The 24,852-nt window shown below is 69.4% G+C and carries 23 protein-coding genes and 1 pseudogene; 12 read left to right on the forward strand and 12 right to left on the reverse strand.

The window, feature by feature from the left end; genetic code table 11:
- Positions 1-126 precede the first annotated feature (126 nt).
- The 3 genes from ACNF49_RS29920 to ACNF49_RS29930 are packed head-to-tail and all read right to left on the reverse strand — an operon-like array spanning position 127 to position 2,914.
- Positions 127-1,449 carry a serine/threonine-protein kinase gene (locus ACNF49_RS29920; RefSeq protein ID WP_482939581.1) on the reverse strand — a complete coding sequence of 441 codons (1,323 nt, stop codon included), beginning with the start codon at positions 1,447-1,449 and terminating at the stop codon, positions 127-129.
- A 58-nt stretch (positions 1,450-1,507) separates the two neighbouring features.
- Entirely contained in the window at positions 1,508-1,999 is a 492-nt protein-coding gene (locus ACNF49_RS29925) for an SRPBCC family protein (RefSeq protein WP_482939582.1), read from the reverse strand.
- A gap of 36 nt (positions 2,000-2,035) precedes the next feature.
- The gene (locus ACNF49_RS29930; RefSeq protein ID WP_482939583.1) at positions 2,036-2,914 is read right to left on the reverse strand and encodes an alpha/beta fold hydrolase; all 879 of its coding nucleotides are present in this window, start codon (positions 2,912-2,914) and stop codon (positions 2,036-2,038) included.
- A 71-nt stretch (positions 2,915-2,985) separates the two neighbouring features.
- Between ACNF49_RS29930 and ACNF49_RS29935 the strand changes: the two genes are divergently transcribed.
- Entirely contained in the window at positions 2,986-3,594 is a 609-nt protein-coding gene (locus ACNF49_RS29935) for a TetR/AcrR family transcriptional regulator (protein WP_482939584.1), read from the forward strand.
- A gap of 4 nt (positions 3,595-3,598) precedes the next feature.
- Here ACNF49_RS29935 and ACNF49_RS29940 read toward each other — a convergent pair whose 3' ends face one another.
- Positions 3,599-4,351, reverse strand: coding sequence for a TetR/AcrR family transcriptional regulator (locus ACNF49_RS29940; protein ID WP_482939585.1), 753 nt, complete (start codon positions 4,349-4,351; stop codon positions 3,599-3,601).
- Positions 4,352-4,420: 69 nt separating this feature from the next.
- On the opposite strand from ACNF49_RS29940, the gene ACNF49_RS29945 reads away from it, so the two are divergent.
- Both ACNF49_RS29945 and ACNF49_RS29950 read left to right on the forward strand, forming a co-directional pair.
- Positions 4,421-5,278, forward strand: coding sequence for an NAD(P)H-binding protein (locus ACNF49_RS29945; RefSeq protein ID WP_482939586.1), 858 nt, complete (start codon positions 4,421-4,423; stop codon positions 5,276-5,278).
- A 340-nt stretch (positions 5,279-5,618) separates the two neighbouring features.
- Entirely contained in the window at positions 5,619-6,410 is a 792-nt protein-coding gene (locus tag ACNF49_RS29950; protein ID WP_482939587.1) for a sulfite exporter TauE/SafE family protein, read from the forward strand.
- Here ACNF49_RS29950 and ACNF49_RS29955 read toward each other — a convergent pair.
- Positions 6,358-7,362: a TetR/AcrR family transcriptional regulator C-terminal domain-containing protein gene (locus tag ACNF49_RS29955; RefSeq protein WP_482939588.1), complete on the reverse strand. Its 1,005-nt coding sequence runs from the start codon at positions 7,360-7,362 to the stop codon at positions 6,358-6,360. The genes ACNF49_RS29950 and ACNF49_RS29955 overlap by 53 nt on opposite strands.
- 174 nt (positions 7,363-7,536) lie before the next feature.
- Here ACNF49_RS29955 and ACNF49_RS29960 point away from each other — a divergent pair, with 174 nt between their 5' ends.
- Entirely contained in the window at positions 7,537-8,352 is an 816-nt protein-coding gene (locus ACNF49_RS29960) for an alpha/beta fold hydrolase (protein WP_482939589.1), read from the forward strand.
- On the opposite strand, the gene ACNF49_RS29965 is transcribed toward ACNF49_RS29960, so the two are convergent.
- Both ACNF49_RS29965 and ACNF49_RS29970 read right to left on the reverse strand, forming a co-directional pair.
- Positions 8,327-8,566 (reverse strand): hypothetical protein, encoded by a 240-nt coding sequence (locus ACNF49_RS29965; RefSeq protein ID WP_482939590.1) that lies wholly within the window; start codon positions 8,564-8,566, stop codon positions 8,327-8,329. The two genes, ACNF49_RS29960 and ACNF49_RS29965, sit on opposite strands and share 26 nt — an antisense overlap.
- A 268-nt stretch (positions 8,567-8,834) precedes the next feature.
- Positions 8,835-9,350, reverse strand: a complete 516-nt coding sequence (locus ACNF49_RS29970) for a DUF3592 domain-containing protein (protein WP_482939591.1) — start codon at positions 9,348-9,350, stop codon at positions 8,835-8,837.
- 126 nt (positions 9,351-9,476) lie between these two features.
- On the opposite strand from ACNF49_RS29970, the gene ACNF49_RS29975 reads away from it, so the two are divergent.
- The gene (locus ACNF49_RS29975; protein ID WP_482939592.1) at positions 9,477-9,911 is read left to right on the forward strand and encodes a MarR family winged helix-turn-helix transcriptional regulator; all 435 of its coding nucleotides are present in this window, start codon (positions 9,477-9,479) and stop codon (positions 9,909-9,911) included.
- Complete coding sequence (locus tag ACNF49_RS29980) at positions 9,908-10,333, forward strand: hypothetical protein (RefSeq protein ID WP_482939593.1); 426 nt, start codon at positions 9,908-9,910, stop codon at positions 10,331-10,333. Before ACNF49_RS29975 ends, ACNF49_RS29980 begins: the two co-directional genes overlap by 4 nt.
- A 105-nt stretch (positions 10,334-10,438) precedes the next feature.
- Here the strand turns inward: ACNF49_RS29980 and ACNF49_RS29985 are convergent, their stop codons facing one another.
- Together ACNF49_RS29985 and ACNF49_RS29990 are read right to left on the reverse strand one after the other, a co-directional pair.
- Positions 10,439-10,933: an NUDIX hydrolase gene (locus ACNF49_RS29985; RefSeq protein ID WP_482939594.1), complete on the reverse strand. Its 495-nt coding sequence runs from the start codon at positions 10,931-10,933 to the stop codon at positions 10,439-10,441.
- 396 nt (positions 10,934-11,329) lie between these two features.
- On the reverse strand, positions 11,330-12,733 hold the full coding sequence (locus tag ACNF49_RS29990; protein WP_482939595.1) for an MFS transporter: 1,404 nt from the start codon (positions 12,731-12,733) through the stop codon (positions 11,330-11,332).
- Between the two features lie 89 nt (positions 12,734-12,822).
- Between ACNF49_RS29990 and ACNF49_RS29995 the strand changes: the two genes are divergently transcribed.
- Positions 12,823-13,392 (forward strand): TetR/AcrR family transcriptional regulator, encoded by a 570-nt coding sequence (locus tag ACNF49_RS29995; RefSeq protein ID WP_357980316.1) that lies wholly within the window; start codon positions 12,823-12,825, stop codon positions 13,390-13,392.
- A 446-nt stretch (positions 13,393-13,838) separates the two neighbouring features.
- A complete protein-coding gene (locus ACNF49_RS30000; RefSeq protein WP_482939596.1) occupies positions 13,839-15,035 on the forward strand; it encodes a hypothetical protein in 1,197 nt (398 codons plus the stop codon).
- 431 nt (positions 15,036-15,466) lie between these two features.
- Here the strand turns inward: ACNF49_RS30000 and ACNF49_RS30005 are convergent, their stop codons facing one another.
- Positions 15,467-15,811 carry an EthD domain-containing protein gene (locus ACNF49_RS30005; RefSeq protein ID WP_482939597.1) on the reverse strand — a complete coding sequence of 115 codons (345 nt, stop codon included), beginning with the start codon at positions 15,809-15,811 and terminating at the stop codon, positions 15,467-15,469.
- A gap of 109 nt (positions 15,812-15,920) precedes the next feature.
- On the opposite strand from ACNF49_RS30005, the gene ACNF49_RS30010 reads away from it, so the two are divergent.
- Both ACNF49_RS30010 and ACNF49_RS30015 read left to right on the forward strand, forming a co-directional pair.
- Positions 15,921-16,403 carry a MarR family winged helix-turn-helix transcriptional regulator gene (locus ACNF49_RS30010; protein ID WP_482939598.1) on the forward strand — a complete coding sequence of 161 codons (483 nt, stop codon included), beginning with the start codon at positions 15,921-15,923 and terminating at the stop codon, positions 16,401-16,403.
- Positions 16,404-16,538: 135 nt separating this feature from the next.
- Entirely contained in the window at positions 16,539-17,444 is a 906-nt protein-coding gene (locus ACNF49_RS30015; protein ID WP_482939599.1) for a hypothetical protein, read from the forward strand.
- A gap of 64 nt (positions 17,445-17,508) precedes the next feature.
- On the opposite strand, the gene ACNF49_RS30020 is transcribed toward ACNF49_RS30015, so the two are convergent.
- Together ACNF49_RS30020 and ACNF49_RS30025 are read right to left on the reverse strand one after the other, a co-directional pair.
- On the reverse strand, positions 17,509-20,562 hold the full coding sequence (locus tag ACNF49_RS30020) for a tetratricopeptide repeat protein (protein WP_482939600.1): 3,054 nt from the start codon (positions 20,560-20,562) through the stop codon (positions 17,509-17,511).
- Positions 20,563-20,652: 90 nt separating this feature from the next.
- Positions 20,653-21,579, reverse strand: coding sequence for an SDR family NAD(P)-dependent oxidoreductase (locus ACNF49_RS30025; protein WP_482939601.1), 927 nt, complete (start codon positions 21,577-21,579; stop codon positions 20,653-20,655).
- A gap of 147 nt (positions 21,580-21,726) precedes the next feature.
- On the opposite strand from ACNF49_RS30025, the pseudogene ACNF49_RS30030 reads away from it, so the two are divergent.
- Together ACNF49_RS30030 and ACNF49_RS30035 are read left to right on the forward strand one after the other, a co-directional pair.
- A pseudogene (locus ACNF49_RS30030) lies at positions 21,727-22,540 on the forward strand (helix-turn-helix transcriptional regulator).
- 346 nt (positions 22,541-22,886) lie between these two features.
- Entirely contained in the window at positions 22,887-24,848 is a 1,962-nt protein-coding gene (locus ACNF49_RS30035; RefSeq protein ID WP_482939602.1) for a right-handed parallel beta-helix repeat-containing protein, read from the forward strand.
- The last annotated feature ends 4 nt before the right edge of the window (positions 24,849-24,852 follow it).

The raw sequence follows: 24,852 nt of genomic DNA on the forward strand, positions 1-24,852 counted from the left end.
TGCGAGGGGACGCCCGCATGGACGAGCTCTGGGCCGGCCGTCCCATGATCGTCGCCGCGCCTGCGCTCTGCCACGCTGACCACGAGGTCCCGAAGATCCTCCGGCACGACTGACGCGGGCCGCGCCTCAGCACATCGACGGGATGCAGGTGAACGGGTTGTCCATCGGGGTCGGCAGCTGTGGCTGGGTGGTCTGCCGCGGCGGCTCGCGCGTGGGCTCCGGCGGGTTCTCCGTGTTCCGGGCCGGCGTCGGCTGGGGTACTGAGCCGTCGTCGACGGGGCTGCTCACCGCGTCGCCCGTCCTGGTCGGCCGGGTCACGGGGGCCGAGCTCCTGGGCCGGGCCCGCGGCGTGGCCGGCGGGGACGACGTCCGCCGCGGGGTGCTCTTGACCTCCTGCGGCGAGGCGGTGGTCGAGGCCGAGGCCGAGGCAGGGGCCGGGGCGATGGTGGTGCCCGACGACGAGGAAGCGACCGACCCGATCGTGGCCGGGGGCGGCGGGGGCCGGTCGTCCACGGTGATCAGCACGCCGCCCGTGACGAGCAGCGCCACGGTCGCGGCGGCGGCCGCCGCAAGCAGTGCGCGCCGCCGCCCCGGACCGGCCTGACGCTCCGGCGGCGGGGGAGACCCGGCGGCCGGTTCCGGTACGAACTCGCGCGAGGTCAGCCCGGCGACCAGGTCGTCGGCGCTCGGCCGCGCGGACGGGTCCTTCGACAGGCCGGCGGTGACGAGCCGGAGCAGGACGCCGTCCAGCCCGCGGACGGCCGGCTGCTCGTTCAGGATGCGGTTGATCACGGCCGGGGTGGAGTCGGCGCCGAACGCGGGCCGCCCCGAAGCGGCGAACACCATGGTGACGGCCCAGGCGAAGACGTCGGCCGCGGCCGTCACCTGCCCGCCGCCGATCTGCTCGGGCGCCAGATAGGACGGCGTGCCCATCAGCGGACCCGTCGAGGTGTTGCCCGGCGCGTCCAGGGCCCGGGCGATGCCGAAGTCGATCACGACCGGGCCCTCAGGCCCCATGAGGATGTTGGCCGGCTTGAAGTCACGGTGCAGCACCCCGGCCCGGTGGATGGCGGCCAGCGCGGCGGCGGTGCTGATCGCCAGCCGCTCCAGGGCGGCCCCCTGTCGTGGTCCCTCGGTGGCGACCAGGTCGCGCAGCGAGGGGCCGGGCACGTACTCGCTGACGATGTAGGGCCGCCGGCCCGCCAGGTCGGCGTGGAGCACGGGCGCGGTGGAGAACCTGGCCACCCGCCTGGCGATCTCCACCTCGCGCAGGAACCTGGCGCGCGCGCCGGGATCGGTCAGCAGGCCATGGTGGAGCAGCTTGACGGCCACCTGCCGGCCGGAGGGCGCGCGTCCCAGGTAGACGACGCCCTGGCCGCCCTCGCCGAGCCGGGCGACGAGGTCGTACGGACCCAGCGTGCGCGGATCTTCCTCCACCAGCTGGTCCACTCGGCCCCCTGGAACACATGAACGGACAGGACGAAAGGTGCTGCGATGATGCCTGTTCTCAGGCCGGCAGGCCGCTCGGGTTGGCGTCGGCGACGAGGCCGAGAACGATGTCGTGCTCCAGCAGCGCCTTGAGGGCGCTGATCAGGAACGTGAAGCCGCCGGTGGAGTCGGTTACGTGGTGGACGAGCTCGTCGCCGGTGCCGGTGAACCCTGTTTCGGTGACTTGGACGTAGGTGGTGTCGTCGGGCATGGGGACGAAACGGAACTCGACTGTGGTGGGGGCGTCGGGAGTGTAGTTGCCCCAGGTGAAGCGGATCCGACGGTTTTCGTCCACCTCTTCGACCGAGGCTTGAGTCGACGCCCCGTACATCTCCCATTCCCAGGTCAGCTCGGCGCCGGGGGTCACCTTCCCGCTGCTCTTGGTGTACCAGATCTTGCTCGTGATGGCGGGGTCCACGATGGCCTGGAACACCTCGCGGGCGGGGCGGCGGATGAGCATGCCGACCTTCACCGAGGGGATCGTGGTGAGCTCGAGCGTTCGTGCGGACATGTGCTGGGTCTCCTATCGCGGTCCGGCGGTACACGGTCAACGTGTCAGGAAGGCATGTAACGCGGTGATCAGTGCGGCCGGATTGTCCTCCTGGACGTTGTGCCCGGCGTCCGGCACGACCACGAGCTCGCCGTCCGGAACGCGCGCGACCAGGCGTTCGGCGGTGGCCTGGGAGAGCACTCTGCTGCGTCCGCCGCGCACGAGCAGTACCGGCGTCCTGCTCAGCTGGGCGGGCAGCCGATCGATGGCCGCCAGGATGGCGGGGAAGTCCGGAGGCCGCGGATCTCCCTTCGGCACCCAGCCGCCGCCGGGTGCAGGGCGGAACAGCGTGCTCATGCGGTAGGCGACGCTGGCCCGGTTGGCGCGTGGATTGACCCGCATCGCGGCCTCGACCACGGTCTCCAGCTCCCGCACCGGGCCGAGCCCGCTGATGAACGACCGCACCCGCCAGGTGCTGTCGAAGTCCACGCCGGGCGCGACATCGATGAGCGCCAGCCGCTCCACCCGACCGGGACGCTCATCGGCGACGTGGGCCGCGACGACGCCGCCCAGAGACATGCCGACCAGCCGGACCCGGTCGAAGCCGAGGTGATCGGCCGCGGCGACGACGTCGGCCGCAAGGGTGCCGACGCGGTAGTCGCCGGACCAGCCGCTCTCGCCGTGACCTCGCAGGTCCAGCGCGATCAGCCGGGCGGCGCCGCGCAGGCCGAGGCAGACGAAGTCCCACGTGTGCGCGGTCAACGCGCCACCGTGCAACAGCAGCACCGGAGGTCCCGTTCCGCCCCAGTCGAATCCGTGCAGCCGGCAGCCCGCACGGGAGAAGTGGATCTCGCGGGGCGGAGCCGGATCGTCGATCTTGACGCCCAGTGCCGCCGCCAGCTCGGTCATCGCCGGAATCGCGAAGTGTCCCTGCACGCGCCACCTCCCTTACCTTGAGGCTCCAAGGTAAGGGTCACTGCCTTGACCAGTCAAGGTAAGGTGGACGCGTGCCCACCCGAGTACGACGTCAGCCCGAGGATGCCAAGCGGCTGATCCTCGAGGCGGCGAGCAAGCTGCTCGCCGCGGGCGGCCCTGCCGCCGTGCAGGTGCGCGCCGTCGCCGCGGAGGTCGGCGTGTCCGACGCCGCGGTCAACCACCACTTCGGCACGCGTGAACGGCTGCTGGAGTCGCTGCTGCGATTCGGCGGGGCCAAACTGAAGGCCGAACTGCACACCGTGCTCGACACGTGGGCCGATGCCCCGATCGATCCCGCCGAGCTGGTGCGCACGTTGTCCGCGCTGTACGCGGGTGGTTATGCCGAACTGGCGCTGGCGCTGCACCGTTCCGGCTGGCGGGACGCCGGCAGCGGAATGCTGGACGAGGTGGTGGACCGGCTGCACGCCCAGGCGCGGCGGCAGTGCGCGGCCGGCGGGCGAACGCCGCCGTCACGCGAGGCGATCCAGCTGATCGTGTGTGCACTGCACCAAGCGGTCGCGACGGAGCCGCTGTTCGGCGACGAGTTCCGCCGGAGCGTCGGACTGGACGACAACGCCCGGGATCGTCTGCTCGACTGGTGGATCGAGACCCTGCGCGCGACCCTCGCCGGACAGCGCTAGTCGTTCATCGGTTCCGCTGGGCCATCGCGGCGATTCCGTCGAGCAGGGCACGCAGGCCGAGCTCGAACGCGCGCACCGCGGCCTCGGCCGCGCTGCGGTCAAGGCCGCCGTTCCGCCAGGTCCGTTCGATCGCCGGGTATCGCGCCGAGTCGAAGAAGGTCTCCCAGAACTCCTGACGGGCGGCCCACCAGTCGTCGTCGGACAGGCCGCTGAGCCGCTCGGCATGGGCGTGTTCGGCAAGGGTGGCGGTCGCGGCGTCGACGAAGGTGACGATGGAGTCGCTCGCCGCGGACACCTCGGCGGCGGACAACCCGGTCTTGGAGAGAGCGGCCAGGAGGAAGTCGGCCCTGGCCAGCAAACCGGGACCGAGGGGTGGTCGGACGGTCGACACCAAGCGCAGCCACGGGTGGCGTTCGTGCAGGGCCGTGTTCTGCTGCGCGTAGTGCTCGATCTGGTCCCGCCAGGGGCCCGATCGAGTCAGGTCGAGTTCCTGCCAGGCGGAATCCACCATCAGGTCGACCAGTTCGGCCTTGCCGGGCACGTGGGTGTAGAGCGTCATCGTGCCGACGCCGAGGGAGGCGGCGAGCCGGTCCATGGTCATGGCGGCCAGCCCTTCCCGGTCCGCCAGCGCCATGGCCGCACCCACGATCTTGTCGAGGGACACCTTGGGCGGCCGGCCGCGGCCCGATCGAGCCTGCGGGGCGCGCCAGAGCAGGCGCAAGGTCTCCCGAGGGTCTCCACCACCGCTGCGTTCCATCAAGCCTCCCCTTTCCGTAGATCGTACGGTAATGTTTATCCGTAGGACGTACGGAAATGGAGGACGGGCGTGCGAGTACTGGTGACCGGGGCAACGGGGAACGTCGGGCGGCACGTGACAGCCGGCCTGGTCGAGGCCCACATTCAGGTATCGGCCCTGACCAGGGACCCGGCCAGGGCGCGACTGCCCGCAGCCGAGGTCGTCCAGGGAGATCTCACCAGGCCGGACAGCGTGCCGTTCGACGGCGTGGACCGGATGTTCCTCTTCCCGGAGCCGTCGACGGCGAAGGAGATCGTCGAACGCGCCAAGCAGGCCGGCGTGCAGCGGATCGTCGTGCTCTCGTCGGGGGCGGTGAGCGGCGGTTTCGACACGACCTTCCATCCGCCGGTCGAGCAGGCCGTTCAGGAGTCCGGTCTGGAGTGGACGCATCTCCGGCCGGGCGAGTTCGCCGCCAACAAGCTTTCGCTGTGGGGGCCGTCGATCCGGGCCGAGCGGCTGGTGCGGGACGCGAACCCGGACGCGGCCTGGTTTCCCGTGCACGAGCGGGATGTCGCCGATGTGGCGCTGAAGGCCCTGTTGGAGGAGGGACATCACGGCAAGGCGTACGACATCAACGGTCCAGAGCTGATCAGCTTGCGCGCCCAGGTCGAAGCCATCGCCGACGCGCTCGGCGAAGAGGTCAGGTTCGAGGAGGTCAGTCCGGCGCAGGCGCGCGAGATCTACCTGAAGATCGGAGGATTCGCTGCCGAGGCTGCGGATTTCCTGCTGGGCTTCACCGACTACGACGGCAATCCGGCCGATCCGGCCGACAGCGTGGACTTCGATCCGAGCACCTTGGGCCCGTTGCCCACAGCGCAGTCCGTGACGGGCAGCCCGCCACGGACGTTCGCGCAGTGGGCGCGGGATCATGTCGAGGACTTCCGATAGGAGATTCTTCGCGGTTCAGGGTGATCGGAGCGGCTGTCCCGTCCAGTCGAGCGACGCGGACGTGGCGGCCGGCCACCTGGAAGAAGCGCAGTCATGACGGCGGCCCTGCCCGCATCTCCTGACCGGCACTCGGCGAGAACGCTCGCCGGAGAGTACGGTGTCGGGTGAGTGTCTAGGGTTCCGCCGCCCGGCCCGGTTCATGCGGGCCCGGCGGGCCTGGTCCGAGCGATACCGCCGGCGGCTCCGATGGCCACCGGTCAACTGAAGGGACAAAAAGCCTGGAGGTCGTGGTTCCCGCGCGCGCGGGAGCCGGAAGGGCCTCCCGGTGTGTCCGACCGTTGTGCTGTGCATCCAGCATCTGCCCAGTGAGATCTCGCGGCAGAGCGCCTCGACTCTCGAGCTGCCTACCGGCCTCATCCCCACGCTGGTGACCGCTTCAGTGCTGGCCTTCGCTCTGGCCTGGCTGTCGTCGGTGGGCGGCGTGGGTGGCGGCGTGCTGACGCTGATCGCGTTCACCGCCCTGTTCGGTCTTCAGGTGGCTCTGCCCACCCTCACACTGACTCAACTGGCCGGCAACGGCGGTCGCGTCTGGTTCAACCGGCGCGCGGTCCAGTGGCGGCTCGTCAAGTGGTACGCCCTGGGCGCCATCCCCTTCGCCCTGGCCGGAGGTCTCCTGCTGCCCTATGTGCCGGTCGAACCGCTCAAGCGCGTTCTCGGCGCGTTTCTCATCGTCACCGTCTTCTGGCGGCGATTCCGGCCGGCGCGCGCGGTAGCGGCCGACAAGACGTTCGCCGCCATCGGCGCCGGTTGCGGACTCGCCTCAGCCCTGTTCGGGGCGGCAGGACCGCTCGCGGCTCCGTTCTTCCTCGCCAAGGGCATCATCGGCAGCGCGTACATCGGCACCGAAGCTGCTGCCTCCCTAATCGTTCATCTGACCAAGATCGTCGCTTATGGCGCGGGCAGCCTGCTGTCCGTCCATGTGCTCCAGCTTGGCTTGGCCCTGACCCCGGCCATTGTCGCCGGAGCGTGGCTGGGCAAGGCGACCGTCGCTCGGATGAACGCCCGCGCGTTCGTGCTGGTCATCGAGGCTGGGATGCTCGTCGCGGCGATCCTGTTGCTGGCCGGGATCTGAGCCGGGGCTCGCGACCGGCCTTCCTGACGGGCTCGTCGATCAGCGTCACGATGCCCTCCAGGAGGCGGTGGAGCCCGAACTCGAACAGCGTGTCCAGGTCGAGCGAGTGGAGTGGGACGAGCGCGAGATTCGGGAACGCCGTTTCGCCTGAAGGCCCCACCAGCGCCGGTGTGCCGCGGGCGTCCATCCACTGCTCGTCGGTGATCCCCGAGTGAGCCGCGGCCGCGGCCTCGGATTCCAGGTTCGCGGCCACCCCTCGGACGAACGCGGCCACGGAGACATGGATGTGCAGGCTTGTGGCCGGGTCCAGGCCGAGTCCGTCCAGGGCGCGCATCATCCACTCGCTGTGGACCATCGCGCGGGGAGCGAGCAGGGGGCGGGTGAAGGAAATGGCCTGAGCCAGCCACGGGTGACGCTGGTACATGGCCCACTGCTGCCTGGCTGCCGTCTCCAGGCGGTGGCGCCATCCGGGCGGCAAGGGCTCCGGGAGCGGGAACTCGCCGAAGGCGGCGTCGGCCATGAGCAGGATCAGCTGCTCTCTGCTGGATACGTGGCGGTAGAGGGCCATGGTGGTGACGTCCAATTCGGCGGCGAGGCGGCGCATGGACAGCGCGGCCAGCCCTTCGGCGTCGGCGATGGCCAACCCCGCACCGACGATCCGGCCCCGGTCCAAGGACGCCGTCCGACGTCTGCGATCGTGCGGAGCCCGCGTGGGGAGGCCTGTGGTGTCGACGACCGTGCCGACTCCGGGAACCGGCCGGGCCAGGCCGGCCTGCCGCAGGGCGGTCAGCACCTTGGTGGCGGTGGCCATGGCGACGCCGAATTCCCGGACGATCTGCCGCGTGGAGGGCAGCAGGTCACCGGGGCGGAGCTCGCCGCTGTCAACGCGTCGGCGCAGTTCGGTGGCGATGCGCAGGAAGGGCGGATCAGCGGAGGGCTCGGCAGGGCTCATCACAGGACTCCCTCCAACGGGCCGCACTAGTGCACCGAACCGCAAGTCGGCCGTTGCTCCACCTGTATTGAGCTGTACTAGTGCGCGCTTGGTCGTCGGTGCCACCTCAGTCTACGGTGCACACATCGAGCCGGGACCCGCCTGCTCGGAGACTGACACGATCGGAGCACCGAGATGCCGAGCGCGCCCCCCACCCCGGTACGCGCAGCACTGGAACTGGACGGACGCCACCTGTCCTACCTCGACTTCGGTGGCCACGGCAGGCCGCTGCTGGCCCTGCACGGGCATCTCGACCAGGGCATGACGTGGAGCGGCCTGGCGGCCGAGCTGGGCCCGCGCTGGCGGGTCATCGCGCCCGACCAGCGAGGGCACGGCGAGTCGGACCGAGCTGCGGACTACTCCCGCGAGGGGTACGTCGCCGACCTCGCGGCCTTGCTGGACCATCTGGACGTCGGTCCGGTCGTGGCCCTGGGCCACTCCCTCGGCGGCCTGAACGCCTACCAGCTCGCCGCCCGTCACCCGGCTTTGGTCCGCGCCCTGGTCATCGAGGAGATCGGCGCTGTCGTCTCAGGTCCGAGTCGTCTGGACTTCGTGCTGTCCAGTCCGTACGAGGCCGCCACCCGTGACGAGCTGGTCGCCGGGCTCGGCGCAGCGGGTCCGATGTTCGCGGACCTCCTTCGGCAACTCCCCGACGGCACCTGGCGCCTGCCGTTCCACCCCCACGACACGGTCGAGTCGGAACGCTCCAACTGGGGAGACCACTGGGCCGACTGGCTGGCGACCGACGTCCCCGCGCTGCTGCTGGTGGGCAGGGACAGCCCGATCACCAGCGGGCAGGCGCAGGAGATGGCCGAGCGGCGGCCGCACACCCGGCTGGTCACCCTCCAGGGCGACCACTTCGTCCACGTCCAGGACCCGGCGGGTTTCATCGGCGCGATCCAGGACTTCCTGCGAACGCTCGACGTCACCGCAGTCGCGGGGGAGGGGTGACGGCGCGTTCGAAGGGCGCGGCGCAGGCGCGCAGGCTCTCGCCCTGGTTCAGCTGCCTGGCGATGCGCCACCGATGGGCCTCGGCCTGACAAGCAGCGGGCGGCATGGACAGCACGCCGACCTCCGCATCCGGGACGGCGACGTCCACCAGCACCGGCGGGATCTCATCCAGCAGCGCCTGGCGCGCCTCCAACGAGATCACCCAATCGGCCACGGCGTCCTTCAGCTTGTGCCGGGCCTGACCCTCGCGGGCCGAGACCGCCTGGTCGAATCGTCCAGCAACGTCACTACGCCCGTCCGGATCACCCCCGAGGAAATCAGGTGCTCACACGCCGGCCGGAACGACAAGCTGGGCGAGTCATGCTCCATCGCCCGTGCCGGCAGGAACCCCTCCAGCTCCTTGCGCTCCAGCTTCCCCCGCGTAACCGCTCCACCGCGGTAGGGGCCTTCGCTGTTCCTGTCGTCGGGAGCGGTGGGATGTGTCAGCCGACGTCCAGGCCCGGAGGGCAGTCGACGGGCTCGGAGGTGCCGTCGGCGTGCTCGACCTGGCAGCCGGTCTCCGTGCCGCCGAACGGGCTGAAATGTCCGGAGAATGCGGCGAAGAGGGCCAGGCCGACGGCGGCGGCGATGAGCCCGATGACGATGCCGCCGTAACCGCCGCCGACGCCGACGTCACCGGCGGGCGCGGCCTTCGTCGGGTCCTGCGGGTCGTACAGGACGTCGGTCTCCCTGCCGATGCCCAGCTGCGACTCGGCCCAGGACTCGACGGTCACCTCCCGCCCTTCCACGGTCGTGAAGGCCAGCACCGGACGCCGGCTCGCCCGCAGATGCTCGCCGCGTCCGGTGAACGTGGTGGCCACGTCGGTGACCACGCCCGGCACCCGCCGCGCCCCGCGGACGAACCGCCTGCCGTGCACGATCCCCCTGACCGACACCAGCGCGATCACAGCGCCGAACGCCACGAACAGCAAGGGCAGGTACTCGAAGACTTGCTCCACGGCGGCCCCCTTGGAATCGGCAACACCCGGACAACGATCGAGCCCGGCGCATGGTTCGCGGCGCTGCGGGGGAGTGCCGGGCCGGCGTCTTGCAATGAATACCTCGATATCGTAATATCCGAAATCGTGAAGTACGAATCCGTACCACCGAACCGGTCGGCGCTGCTGGCCCTGCAGCGCGCCACGCACGCCACCCTGCACCTGATCTCCACTGAACTCGTCGACCTCGACCTGACCGCCTCCGAGATCAACGCGCTGGCCAACCTCGCCGACGGTCATGCCCGCACCGTCTCCCAGCTGGGGGCCGCGGTCGGGGCCCGCCCCACGACGCTGACCAGCGTGCTCGACCGGCTGGAACGCCGCGGTCACATCACCCGCGGCACGCGCGCCGGCGACCGCCGCTCGGTGCTCATCGAACTGACCGACTCCGGGCGCGCGGCGTCCGCCGTCATCACCCGGACCCTGACCGACGTCGAGAACCGCGCGCTGGAGGGACTGCCCGCCGAAGCGGTCGCCGGCTTCCATGCCGTTCTGAACGCACTGATCAAGGAAGGGTCATGACCACACACGACCACGACGACTCCTCGCCGTTCACCGAGTTGATGGGGGAGGTGATGGCGACCGCCGAGCGGTTCGGGCACCGCCAGCACGTCCAGCTGACCTGGCTGGCCGTCCGCCGCTACGGCACCACAGCGGCGGTCGACCTGGTCAGCGACGGCATCCAGCGCACCGCCCGCTACGCGGGCGCGCCGCAGAAGTACAACGCCACCGTCAGCCGGGCCTGGGTCGAACTGGTGGGCCACCACGCCGGACAGTCGGACACCGCCGACTTCGACGCGTTCGCCGGTCAGAACCCCGCGTTGCTCGAGAAGAAGCTGCTCACCCGCTTCTATCGGTCATCGACGCTGGCAAGCGACCCGGCCAGGACCGGCTGGGTCGAGCCGGACCTCACTCCATTCCCCTGGCAGCAAGCCGTCGGGTGAGACGGAACCAGCTCTCGCCCCTGTCCGCCGATCTGGTCGGCCTGGGGTCAGGCAGCGCCCGCGATGTCCTGACACGCCACGCATCGGCAGGTAAGCAGCTGTTCGTCACTGGGCCGAGCGGTCGAGATATCGGCGCAGGGCTTCTCGCCCGCCTGGAACGAAGGGCCCTCGATCGACCAGCTTCCGCAGGTCGGGCTCCGCGAGCCAAGAATACCAAGCGATCTCGGACGGATCCGGAACCAACGGCTCGGCGACCAAAGCCTCGTGCACCCCGAACCAGACAGGGCTGATCCCGTCCTGGCACAGGAACTTGAACAGAAAGCGGACCGGGACGCCGACACTCAGTTCCTCGACCAGTTCGCGGGCCGCCGCGTCCTCATACGATTCGCCCACGCCCACGGCGCCGCCGACCATCACGTCATAGTGGCCGGGAAAGCGAACATGCCCCTCGGCTCGGCGCAGCACGAGGATCCGCCCCGTCGGATCGCGGCAGATCGTCGTCGCGATGCGATGCATCCACCGCCGGCGCACCGCCTCCGCGCGCTCCACGACTCCCAGCACGCGGTCCTGTTCATCCACCCGCTCGACCAGCTCGCCCATGCGGCACACGGTTGCAGACGCCACCGACAACCTGGCTTGGCTCCCGCCTCGACTCAGCGCCACACCCCACCCAGGCGTTGGGTTACGGCAGGCTGCCATCCGCGACACGGCGGGTGACCTCTTTCCAGCCGCGGATCACCCGCCGCTTGCCGTCCTGGATGGAGGACCAATCCGTGCGGGTCACAAGCTTCCCGGCTCACCCGCTCGGGCACATCCCGTTCAGGTAGCAGCCACCGAAACGCCTGCCCCTCGACGATCCCGTCGATCCGGTCGAGGCTGAGGCTTCCGGTCATGATCTTGGCGTGGCGCCAATGCCAAGCTGCGGCCGGATAGAGCCGACGGCCGGGACGAGTCCCAAGTCCTCTTCTCAAGACGTGGGCCGACTGGGCCGTGCAGTCAGCGGCCGCTCGCTGGCTGCACGGCCTCCTGGCTGTTCGCCCGGACGCCTCTCGGCGTCCGGGCCGCGGTCAGCCACAGGCCGGTGAACACGGCGCAGGCCAGCGTCACGGCACCCGCCACGAGGAAGGCGCTGTTGAGGCCGGACTCGAAGGAGGCTCCGCCGGACTCCCGCGTGTGAACGATCGCCCCGAGCACCGCCACGCCGAGCACCGCGCCGATCTGCCGGGTGGTGCTGCTGACGCCCGAGGCGAGGCCGCCCTCCTGCGGGCTGACCGCCTGGATGGCGGCCCCGGTCAGCGGCGACATGGTGAGAGCGAACCCGATGCCGACGACCGCCAGCCGCCACCACACGTTCCCGTAGCCGGTGTCGGCGTGGACGAAGCCCAGCGCCAGCAGCCCCAGCCCGGCCAGCGCCAGGCCGATGCCGGCGACGACACGGAAGCCGTACCTGGCCGCGAGCCGGCCCGCGTACGGGCTGACGATCACCATGGCCAGCGAGACGGGCAGGGTCTGCAGCCCGGCGACCAGGATCGAAGTCCCCTGGACGTAGACGAAGAACTGGGAGAAGAAGAACGACGACCCCATCAGCGCGAACCCGACCACGACCATCGCCGTGTTGGACACCGTGAACAGCCGCTGACGAAACAGCCGCAGCGGCAGCATCGGCATCGACACACGGCCCTCGACCACGACGAACGCGGCCAGGAGCAGCAGTCCGGCGGCGAAGCTGCCCAGGATCACCGGCGAGGTCCAGCCTCGGGAACCGCCCTCGATCAGGCCGTAGGTCACGGCGCCCACGCCCGCGGCGGACAGGACCGTGCCGGGGACGTCGATCGGCGGCGCGCTCGGGTTGCGGGACTCTCCCAGCATGCGCAGCCCGGTCAGCAGCAGGACCGCCCCGATGGGCACGTTGACCAGGAAGATGGCGGGCCAGCCGAAGGATTCCGCCAGGATCCCGCCCGCCAGCGGTCCGGCGGCCAGGCCGATGCCGCTGAACCCGGCCCACAACCCGATCGCCCTGACGCGCTCTTTCGGGGCGGGGTACGCGGCGACCAGCAGTGCCAGCGAGGCGGGGCTCAGCGCCGCGGCCCCGACGCCCTGCAGCACCCGTCCGGCGATCAGCCAGCCGATCGAGGGCGCGAGCGCACACACCACCGATGCGGCCGTGAACACCACCACCCCGGCCAGGAACACCCGCCTGCGGCCGAAGCGGTCGGCGAAGACGCCGCCCGACAGCAGCAGCATGGCCACCAGCAGCACGTAGGCGTCGACGATCCACTGCAGGCCGGTCAGCCCGGTGTGCAGCCGCTCCTGCATGTCGGGCAGCGCGGCGCCGACGATCGTGTTGTCGAGCAGGACCATGAACTGACCCGCGCAGGTCAGGGTGAGCAACGCTTTCACGTACATCTCTCCTAAAAGCAGTTAGTGACTGCGTTAACGTAGACCCTCGCAGGCTCTAACGCAAGTCCCGACTGCGTTAAGGTGAGAGCATGGATGAGCAGGGGCGGGCCAAGCGGCCCGGCGGGCGCAGCGCCCGGGTCCGCGCGGCGGTGCATCAGGCCGTTACCGAGCTGGTCAGGGAGCGCGGCTACGGAAACTTCACGGTCGGCGACATCGCGGCCCGCGCGGGCGTGGCCGACACCAGCCTCTATCGCCGCTGGGGCAACCTTCAGGCCCTGCTCAGCGATGTCCTGCTGGCCCGGCTCAACGCGCAGTCGCCGATGCCCGACACCGGCAGCCTGGCCGGCGACCTGCGGACCCACGCCGCCAACGTGGCCCGCGAGGTCACCGGGCCCGACGGCCTGGCGCTGGTGCGGCTGACCCTCGCGCTGTCAGGCGAAGGCCAGCAGGGTCTTCAGGCGCGCGACGAGCTTCTGGCCGACCGCACCAGCCAGTTGCAGGCGGTGCTCGACCGCGCCCGCGACCGCGGCGAGGACCCGCCTGACGTGCTGGAGGTGCTGGACCATCTCCTGGCGCCGATCTACATGCGCGTCCTGTTCGGCGCGGGCCCGCTCACCCCTGAATACCTCGACGGGTTGGTCGACCGGTTGCTCGCCTGATCCGGTCCGTCGCGCCGTGGAACGGCGAGCCAGGAGCAATGCGTGAACCTCGTGCACCCCCCGACTGCCGACCTGCACGAGCACTACCGGCAACTCCGTTCCACCCACCCATGGCTCGACGTGAGCATGTGCTGGACCGTCGTGGTCCCGGACGACGGACAGGCGCTCCCTTTGAACCAGCTCGCCGCCCGGCTCGGCGGAGACGTCCGGTGTCCGCCGATTGGTGCGGGTCCGCCGCCATGCTCGTGGAGGGCGACCACCTCGGATCGTCCCCCGTAGTGCTCCGGCGGCTCAGCCAGGGGGCCCGGGCCTGCAGACCGTAAGACCGTGCCGGCATCGGCAACGGCCTGAGCTGCAGACGACTGGCAAGCCGCCATGCTCGCGGTCATCGATCAGACCACAGGAGCAGGCGGGTGGTGGGGAGATCAAAGACATATGATGGATAAATGCGGCTCTGGAGGCGGCACCCAACCCAGAATCACGTCATTGCTGAACATATGCAGAAGTTCTTTCGCAGCGTGCACCAAGGCGACCAACCGGAACAAGTGGCGAAAAAGTACGCAGCCTACTTCTGGGACCGGGACGCGGACACGTTGCGAGACATGGGATCACTCGCCAAACATGAGTTCGACGTGAGCCTAGGCTTCAAACAAGCCGACCTCGCTGCCGTCACGAAGCGTGTCTCGCTCATTTCCGACACCCTCCTTCTTGCGGATGGCATGGGTGGGACGTATCACGAGATCGGACAGACCGGAATCCACTGGGACGACCCGGGGAGACGCTCAGGCAGCAAACCGCAGCTCCCGCCCGGGACGCCGGCCGACTTACCGGCATCGATGATGCATATGGCGGCCGTCCGTGAGCCTCGTGAAGACTGGAGGGAGGACAACTTCGGCATCAGAACGCTCGATCTGGCGCAGCTCGGAACTTGGATCCTCGAGGCCCAACCTCTTCTGCAAGCCGGGCTGACCTGGTACCTGCCCAACTACTGCCTTCGCACGCAGCAGGTGAAGAAGGGACGCCCTGTACAAAGGACCAGGTCGATCCGTGAAGCTCGGGCGGTTGACTTTCTGCTCAAAGGGCGGCGTGGTATCGAGGCCTCGGGCGAAGAGCCCGTCAAAAGCCGACTCGTCCGACCGATCTTAGACATCAAGCTGCCCTACATCGACGGCGTAGGTCTTCGGGACTTCAGTAAAATCACTGTCGAGGAGTTCGGGTCCTACGACCGTTTCCGCACTTACCTGCGCGGGAAGTTTCTCCAGCTCGACGAGGCCCAAGACGCCGTTCAGGCCGAACTGGCCCTGACGCGGATCGGCGTGGAGATCCGGGAGCAGATTCAAGAATGCCAGGCCGAAATGGCCAAGATCCAAAGGACCAGAGCCCTTGCCGCGACCGGCGCCGTACTCGGGACGACGGGAGCGACCCTCACTGCGGTGTACGGTCCAGCCTTGACCGCCGCGCTTGGAGTCCTGGGCGCCACCGGTGGAATCTGGAGCATTGTCCAAGCGATCAGCCAGAACAGTGTCCGGACAGTTCGCGATGGCAGGTGGTACTACATCTGGACCCTCGATCAAGCGTTTGAACAGAAACGCGCGAAAGGCTACACCCGCAATCATCCAAAGCGCTCGAAGAAGCGGCGTTAGGCTCGCGGTCTGCGCTGTCCTCGCGCGAGCCTCTCCATCCCGACGACAACCGCCGCCCGCAGGCTCCCCAGCCCCGTGGAAGCCGCCGACGGCGAGTCGGTCGCTGAGGCCGCCCGGACGCTCAAGATCGGCCGCTCTGCGGCGTACGAAGCCTCGGCTCAATGCTGACCTGTGGGGGAAGATCGGTCGCGTCCGGAGGCGCGTACGGCAAGGGGCCTGGAGCGGGGGTGGAAGCCGTTGAAGTCGTGGCAGGGCGGGGTTCCCGGCGCCGCGCCGGAGCCCGTCCTGCTCTCGGCTTGGGCGACGACTGCGCCCAGGGGAACAGGTGGTCGAGGGTGGGTGGCGCTCCATGGCTGACGAACGGGCTCGGCGGCGCCCTGTCCCCGGGGACGGGGCGCTTCGCCCCTGGACATGAGGTGGCCCGGCGGTGCTCAACCGAAGATGGGAGTCTCGGTGGTGTAGAGGAAGCGGGTCCGGGAGCGGTCGAGGAACTTCTCCTCGTCCTCGGCGACGGTGGTGGTGTAGGTGTCGGAGGTGAACCAGCGGGCCGCGTCGGCGATGTCGTCGACCCACACCTCGGCCACGCCGTCGTAGGCGGCGGTGCTGATGCCGGGGATCCCGTCCTCGATGGGCAGTAGCTGGACGTAGCGCCGGACCGGGACCTCCCCGCCGGGCAGGCTCAGAACCAGCGGGGTGTGCTTCTGTGTCCAGTAGTCCACGAACTGCTCGTGGGTGAGGTCGGCCCGGCGGGTCAGGAACACGCTGATCTTGATCACGAGGTCTCCTTGGGGTCGGAATTCACTTGCCTGGGCAACTCACAACCTATGCCGCAGTGACTTGCCCAGGCAAGTGATCGCAGTTGCCTGGGCAAGTAAGATGGATCACATGGACGAACCGTCGACGTGGCTCGACACCGAGCAGCAAGACCTCTGGCAGGACCTTCTCACCGTCGTGATCGCGCTGCCTGCGGCCCTGGATCGTCAGCTGCAGCGCGACGCGGGCATGTCGAACTTCGAGTACGGCGTGCTCGCCCGGCTGTCGATGGCGCAGGAGGACACCATGCGGCTCAGCGAGTTGGCCCGCGCCTGCGACAGCACCCTCCCTCGGCTGTCGAAGCTGATGGACCGCTTCGAGGCGCGGGAGTGGATCGTTCGTCGAGTCGACCCGAGCGACGGTCGCTACACCCTGGCCACGCTGACCGACGGTGGTCGGCGGCAACTGGCCGACAGCGCGCCGGGGCATGTCGCGGAGGTGCGCCGGCTCGTGTTCGATCCTCTGACCGCCGTGCAACGCCGCCACCTCGGCGCGGCGCTTTCCAGGGTCGCCGACACCCTGCGGCGGGGGACAGGCTGTGGCCCCACCGGATGAGTGCGCTCACCACCCATTCGGCGCCCGCGAGCGGCGCGTTAATGCCTTCTTGGTGGGGGAGCCGCCCTGCTCTTGCCAGGGCGTGGCCGCAGGCCGATCCTGGAGCGGGGCGACGCGACCGGCGGGGGACGAATCATGTCTCGACACACAGCATCCGTAGCCGTCACCTGCGTCCTGATCGGCGGCCTGATCTCGGGCTGCGACCAGAGCGACTGCGCCCCGAAGGCGATCGCCGGCGTCTACGAGTCCTATTCGCCCATCGTCCTCGCCGTCCTGCCTGAGGTGGTGCCGAAGACCATCCCGGGGATCGCGGTCAGTCTCGGCCTGTTCGCGGCGGACGCGCTGGCCCGATACCTCATCGAGCACGCGGTCCCGAAGGACAGGACGTGGCTGCTGATCGAGCAGACGCTCCACGGGAAGCAGCGGACGAGCGTGTTCGAGCTCGGCACCGATCACGAGCTCAAGGTCAGCGTGAACGGCGCGCAGCTCAAGCACGTGGACCTCTACGTCAAGGAGCGGCAGATCAAGGTGATCATTCCGCGCGGCACCGCGGCGGAGGTCTCCGTCACCGACGCCGGGAACGGCGACGAGGTCGCGCTGCGCGGCACCGTTCCCGGCGACCTGGACGGCTCCCTCGACCTCGACACCGGCCACACCTTGCCGGACGACTCGCCCGGAGCCCGCGCGGGGGACGTCCACATCGAGACGTTCGGCTTCAACGTAGGGCCGAAACTGGTCAACGGGGCAACGGCCGCGCGGTTCGCCGGGACCGGCCGGCCGACGCTGCACGCCTGCATGTCCATGCCCGCCACGGCCTGGACGGGCGAGTTCCAGGACTGGCAGCCAGGAACCGCGGACAGCTCCTGGTGCGTCAGGACCAACGCCGGGCACTACGGCCTCGCCGTCCCGAAGCAGACAGGCGTCTTCTGGATCGGCGACGCCGCGGATGTCAGTGCCGTCTCCTACCTGCTCTGGGCCCAGCCCGGCCTACCCGCGGCCGCTGCCACCGCCGTCCCCGGAGCGCGGATCGACGGGTGCTGACGCGTGCACGCGCACACGCCGGCGGCCACCGCCCGACGAGGGAGCCCGCTTCCCGCTTCTGCGCTCATGTGAGGCTGAGCGGGGCCGGTTCCACGTCGAGTTCCCGCATCGCCTCGGCGTAGAGCCGGTAGCGTCTGCGGGCCTCGCCGTGGCGGCGAGCTTTGGTCAACGTTCGAACCAGGTCCAGGTGGGCCGCCTCGTCGTAGGCGTCCCGCTCGAGCAGCCGAAGCAGGTAGCGAACCGCTCTGTCGGGGTCGTCGGCCTCCTCCGCGAGTGACGCCAGTTCGCGAAGCAGGGCCTGGTGTACGGCGCGAGCCTCCTCACGAAGAGGCTCCAGCCACTCGGCGTAAGGAGAGTCCTCGCAGACGTCCCCGGTGTAGCGAGCTTCAGCCGCGACAAGGAGATCCTCATCTTCGGAGGCGAGCGCCTCGGCGGCAGCGGAGAGGAACTCCTCGACATCGGTACGGAGCCCGACCAGCTGGATGCTGTACTTGTCGGCGCGAACGAACTCCCCGGGGCCGAACTTCCGTTGCGGATCCAGGACCGAGCGCACGGTGGACAGAGCGACCGAAAGCCGGTTGGAGCAGGACGCGGGCTCCTCGCCCGGCCAAAGGATCTCCATCGCCGCTTCCCGGGCGACAGTGCGGCCGCGTTGGCACGCCAGCCAGGTCAGCAGGTCGCGCGCCTTGCGGGACTGCCATTCGACAGCGCTGCCGCGGCGGCTGAGCCGTACTCCACCCAGCATGCAGAACCGTACAGCGTCATGGTCGAGGAGCGTGATCCCGCGGAGCAGGCCGGCGCCGGAGCTGTGCGGCCCGCGGATGCCGACGCGGCGGAGCTCCTGCTCCGCCTCGTCGAGGCCGGAGCCGTTGAGCCGCGCCCGGGCGAAAGCGTTACGCGCGATGTCCACAGGACTGCCGATCTGTACCCAGATCTCCGCTGCGGACGCCAGCAGGTCTGCTCGCTCACCGGGGGAGTCGGCCACAGTGAAGGCCGACAATTCCAGGGCCGCCGCGATCTTGGCCCGGTCACGGCGGCTGACGGCCGCCTCGTGGGCGGATCGGGCGTAGGCGGCGGCTTTGGTGCGGTCGCCGGTCTCCGCCCAGACCCAGCCGGCGGCCAGGAGCGCGTCCACCCGGCTGGAGCCGCCGCCTGCCGCGACCGCGCGTTCGGCTAGCTGTACGGCCAGCGCCGGATCGTCGACCGCGTGGACACAGGCCAGTCCGGCCAGGGCGGTCTGGGTCAGATGGGCGTTCTGGAGTTGTTCGGCATGCTTCAGGGAGTTCTCGAAGCTGATTCGGGCATGCATCAGCTCTCCGCGCTCCAGATAGACCTTGCCGAGCCCCGTCAGTGGGTGGCCGAGCTTGTCGCTGCCCACCCGGCTGAAGATGTCGCGTGCCCGTTGGTAGTCGGCCAGGGCTTCGTCGAGTCTGCCCAGGCCCATGAGTGCATCGGCGCGGTTGTGCAGGGCGATCGCGGTCTGGACGGGGTCGCCGACCAGGTCCGCTCGCCGTGCCGACAGGTCGCAGTCGGCGATGGCCTCTTCGTAGCGGGCCTCCTCCGTGCGGCTCGCGGCGCGGTTGGCCAGGACGCGGGCGGACAACAACAGGTCTCCTGCGCTCTCCGCGAGGGCGAGGGCGAGGGCGCTGTGCCGTTCGCTTCCGGCCCCGTCGCCGGCGTCGTGGGTGACCATGGCCAGCGCGGTGTGGGCGCAGGCGGCGGCGCGTTCGTCCTGGCAGAGGGTGGCCATCGCCAGGGCTTGTTCGGCCAGCTGGGTCGCCTCCGCGCTCTCGCCGACCAACCAGCGGGCGCTGGCGGACCAGGCCAGCAACATCGCCCGGTCGGAGGAGCTCGAGGAGGACAGCGGAAACGCCGAGCCGTCGAAGCCGCCGGCCAGCTCGAACGTCGACAACGCCGCCTTGTAGTCCCCCCGCTGGTAATAGATCATCCCCATCCGCCAAGCCACCGCGGGGTCAGTGGCGTCGACATGGTGAAGGCACTCCAGCGCGCCGGCCCAGTCCCCCTGAACCTGGCGTGCCTGGCCCTCGGCCAGATCCACGGCACACGTCCGCGACTTCTCCGGCACGGCGCCGCAAGCCCGAACGAGCTCAGCCGCGTGCCCCTTGGCAAGCAGCGATGCACCCCACCTTTCGATCATGGCCACCCGATGGCCGGGCTCGTCGCAAACCGCCAGCGCCTCCCGGACGTACCCATGCGACTCATACCAATGGGCCGCCGCCGGCATGCGGCAGACATCACCCATGAACTCCCGGACCAAGGTCGACACCACATAACCCTGATCGCAGGGCGTGATCAGGATGTGCTGAGCGGCCAGGGCGCGGAGCTCCTCGCGGGAGACGGCGACCCCCAGCGCCTGGCACAGCTCGACAGTGAACCACGGCAGCCGAGCGGTCGCGCGGAGGAATTCCTCATGCTCGTCCTTCACCACCTCCTCGACCAGATAGTCGAACAGCGGCGTGGCAGCGATCTGCTTGGCACGGTCCGACAAGGGCAGGCCGCTCAGCCAGCTCAGCGTGAGCCGTACGGCGACCGGCCACCCCTTGGTGAGCTCGTGAACCTCCTCCGCCAGGTCATCCGACCCCAGAACGATCGAGGAGAGTGAGCGGGTCTCGGCAGGAGTGAAGGCCAGCTGTTCCGCCGACACCTGGAAGACATGGCCCAGGCCACGCAGGCGCTGGATCGGGAAGGGCACGGCGGAGCGTGAGATCAACACCAGGTGAAGGTCGTCGCCGCCGTGGTGACAGAACTCTTCGAGCAGGCGCGCCCCAGGGGTGCCCGGCTCGATCCGCTCCACCTCGTCGATGACGAGGATGGTCGGCCTGGAGACGGCGGCGGCCAGCTCGGTGGCGAGTCCGGCGGAGCGGACCCACCCGGCCGGCGCGCCCAGGGCCTCGCAGATCTCTTCGATCAGGGTGGCGTCGTCAGCCCAGGTCAGCCACACCACCGGATGATCAGGCCGGGCCCGCGTCCAGCCGCGTACGGACGAGGTCTTACCGCCGCCCGGGCCGGCGGTCACCACGGTGAGCCGGTGCCGCGGGATCTGATCGAACAGGGCGGTGAGTCGCGCCCGTGGCAGCAGAGGCTCGGTCGCCGTCACAGCGAGAAGTATCTGCCGGGCTGGACTTCAAGGCAACCGAGGATTCATTTCCACCGTCCGGCCCGATCTTCTCTTGGTCGAACGCTCCGGCTACGACTCGGGCGCGCCCGCCGTCAGCCGTTCGACGGTCTTCCAGAGGTCGGCTTCGCGCCGGGGGTCGTAGGACTCCTCCGACGAGCGGCTCACGCGGTTGCGGTCGACGTAGGAACCGGTCGGCGCCCGGAGCGTGCCGAAGACGACGTCGGCGAGGTGGCGGCCGGCGGTGTCGGGGCTCGTGGCGAAGGGGGTGAGGATCATCAGGGGCATGATGCGCCGCATCGCGAACCGGGAGAGAGGATCGGCGTCGCGGGCCAGGCCGGTGCCGGGCACGAACCCCGGGTTGTAGGCCACGACGTCGATCCCGGACGGCAGGCGGCGCGCGTACTCGTGAACCAGGTAGATCACGGCCAACTTGCTCGTCGAGTACGCGGTGCGCCCGCCGGCCGCGGTGTGCGGCTTGGCGAAGGCGCCCGTACGGGCGAGAGCGTCCGGGGACTTCCAGATCGGCCCCGGCACCATGCCCAGGTTGTGCCTGAGGTCGCCGAAGTGGGTGTCACTTGAAGTGATCACGATCCGGGCGGGGGCGGCGAAACGGTCCTGGAGCAGGCGTACGAACAGATGGTTGGCGAGCACGTTGACCGTGAAGGTGGACTCCAGCCCCTCCGGCCCCTCGGTCAGCGCATTGGTGTACTGAATGCCGGCGTTCCCCACGAAGCCGCGCAGTGGCGGCAGGTCACCGCGGTCGAGCCGGTCGCGGATCTCGATGGCGGCCGCGCGGACGCTGTCCAGCGAGCCGAGGTCCGCCTGGACGTGCGAGACCGGGTGCCCGCCCGAGGAGAGCTCCGCGGCGAGCCGCGCGCCGGAGGACGGGCGGGCGACGACGAGGAGATGCGCCTCCGGTGACCGGCGCAGGATGTGCCGGGCGGCGACGCGGCCGATGCCGCGGCTCGCGCCCGTCATCACCATGGTGTGTTTCATACCAGTTCCTTCGCTGTCGCACCGGTGGCGCCCGCCTCGGGCGCAGGTCCACGTTCGTCTCAAGCGCCGCCACCGGCCAGTGCACCGTCCGTCACCAGGACCGGCAGTACCCAGGCTCGTTCGTCGCCGTGCGGCGAGAATGGGTCCATGGCTGCCTCCCGCTCTGACTTCGCCGCGCTCTTGCGCGCCTGGCGTGACCGCCTCTCCCCGGCCGACGCCGGCTTCACGGCGACGGGCGGCCGTCGCGCGCCGGGACTGCGCCGCGAGGAGCTGGCCCAGCTGGCGGGGCTGTCCGTCGACTACGTTCTGCGGCTGGAACAGGCCCGCGCCAGGAACCCCTCGGCCCAGGTCGTCGGCGCTCTCTCGCGCGCCCTTCAGCTCGCCCGCGCCGAGCGCGACCAGCTCTACCGCAGCGCCGGGCTTCTGCCGCCGCAGGACGGGACCGTCGACACCCACGTGCCCCCGGGCATCCAACGGCTCGTCTCGCGCCTCGGCGATGTCCCGATCGGCGTGTTCGCCGCGGACTGGACCCTGGTGTGGTGGAACACCATGTGGAGCGCCCTGCACGGCGACCCCGCCGCCCTCCCGGCCGCCGAACGCAACCTCGCCCGTGCGCTCTTCGGCAACGGCGCCGCGAGCGCCTCGATGCTTCCCGTCCGGTCGGAACGTGGACCGGACGCCTTCGCGGCCTCGATCGTCGCCGACCTCAAGGACGCGGTCTCCCGCTATCCCACCGACGCCCGGCGCCTTCGCTCATCACTGGGCCGCGCAGACGACTGGCGCCCCGCATGCGACCGACGCGAAGACCATCCGGCCCCCGCAGGTCGGCGACATCCTGCTCGACTGCGACGTCCTCATCGTCCCCGGCGCCGACCTGCGCATGGTCACCTACACGGCGGCGACCGGAAGCATCGAGGACGGAAAGCTCGACCTTCTCCGCGTCACGGGAGGCCGCGCCTGATGCCCAGAGTTAATCTACAAAGTAAAGGGCGTCGGCCTGGAAAAATCACACCCTGTAAGCAATTCGGCACGGGCTTCGCCCGTACTCACTCACCAAAACCAAAAAATGGCGTCGCCTGAAGGCCGCTGAGCATGCCTCGTCCAGTCGGGCTAAGAAAATCGGTTCACCCGAAAGCGGGAGCGGCAGCCCGGCTCTGGCGGCGGGCCTGATTGGCCGCTGCTCTGTCCAATTTGTCCAAGCTTGGATCTTGTGAACGGGTGCGGACTACAGTGTCGACGGCCAGCAGTCAATGGCAGTAAGGGCTGGCCGAAACCTGAGGAGAAGACGAATGCGAAGAACGTGGCCAATGGCGTTGGTGGCACTCGCCGCTGTCGTCATGGGCGGCGCGACGCCGGCGAGTGGTGACGCCGTTGATCCGGCAACAAAGGCAACGACGGCAACGGTGGCAAAAGCTGCGGTCTGTGGAAGCTCGTCGCTGGACGGCCCCACCACGCCGCCCGCCGGCGCGGTGGTCGTGCCCGCGGGCGACAACAGCGGCGTGGACTTACGCAAGGCGAACACCACGTACTACTTCGAGAGCGGCACGCACACGCTGGAGCCTGCCCAATACGCCCAGATCCTGCCCGGTGAGAACGCGACGTTCATCGGTGCGCCCGGTGCGGTGCTGGACGGGAAGGGGGTGAACCAGTACGCGTTCGGCGATTCGGCGACCGGGGTCACCATCCGGTATCTGACCGTCACCGGGTTCGTCGCGCCGCAGGAGGAGGCTGTGGTCAACCACAGTGCTGCCGACGACTGGGTTCTGGAGCACAACACGTTCCGTGACAATTCCGGTGCGGCGCTGATGGCCGGGGCGAGGAACCAGATTCGTGGCAACTGTATCAAGGACAACGGCCAGCTCGGTCTGAACGCGTCCCAGCACGGCGATCACATCACCGGTCTGGTGGTGGCGGACAATGAGGTGACCGGCAACAACACCGATGACTGGGAACACCAGGGGCAGGGGTGCGGATGTACCGGTGGCCTGAAGTTCTGGGCGGTGAACGGTGCCGACGTGACCGGCAACTGGGTGCATCACAATCACGGGCCGGGGATCTGGGCGGACACCAACAACAACGACTTTCTCATCGAGAACAACCTCATCGAGGACAACGAGTCGATCGGGATCTTCTACGAGATCAGTTACAACGCGGTGATCCGTGACAACATTCTCCGTCGCAACACTTGGAAGGCCGGTGCCGAGCGGGCGGCGAAGGGGGACTCGTTCCCTGATGGGGCGATCTACCTGTCGGAGGCGGACGGTGAGCCGCGCATCCCGGCGCGGACCGGCAAGATCGAGGTCACCGGTAACCTGCTCGAGAACAACTGGGGCGGGATCACCGCGTGGGCGAACGCCGATCGGTTCTGCGGCAGCACGGCCTCGACCACCAGCGACTGCACGTTGATCGTCGGGCCGGCCAACACTTCGAAGTGTTCGGCGCCCGCCATCAAGGACGAGCCGCTTTACACCGACTGCCGCTGGTGGACGAAGAATCTCGACATCCATCACAACACGTTCTCCTTCGACCCCGGTGTCGTCGGCGGTGGTTGTTCGACGCAGTACTGCGGGCAGATGAGTCTGTTGTCCAATTGGGGTACGGCGCATCCGGAGTGGTCCCCGTATCTGGGGGAGAAGATCGAGAAGTCGATCGTCTACGAGTCGAACAATTCCTGGCACGACAACCTCTACACGGGTCCGTGGCAGTTCCGGATCTACGACATGGGCAGGCGGGTCACGGCTGCAGAGTGGGTCGGTCCCCAGTACGGGCAGGACGCCGGCAGCACGTTCGACGGCAGGTCGCCGGAGACTCCGCCGATCACCGAGCAGGATTTCGAGGACGTCTCGACGGCGCCTTACTCGGCGTGGTACGGGTCCAGCGTGGCGCACCAGACCGGCGACGCGCACGGCGGTACGGGTTCGCTGCAGCTGGCCAGCACGGAGGGGTCGGGCAGCGCGGTGGCGCTCGACAGGTACCCCGGGTACAGCGGTGTGATCGCTGGTAAGAGCTATCGGGTGTCGCTGTGGTATCGGGAGGCGGTGGCCACCATGCCTACTGTCTCGTGGAACGTGCGCTGGCGCGACGAGGGCGGTGTGGTGCTGCGTACCGACGCCGTCCCTCTGGTTCAGAAGACTGCTTGGACCGAGGCGGCCGGTACGTTCATCGCGCCGGCGGGCGCGACCCGCGTCGATTGGACGTTCGTCTGGAGCGCCCCGGCCGGGTCTGCGTTCCGGATCGATGACGTGGCGATGCGTGGTGCGGAAGCGTAGAAGG

This window comes from Actinomadura sp. ATCC 39365 (assembly GCF_054392275.1).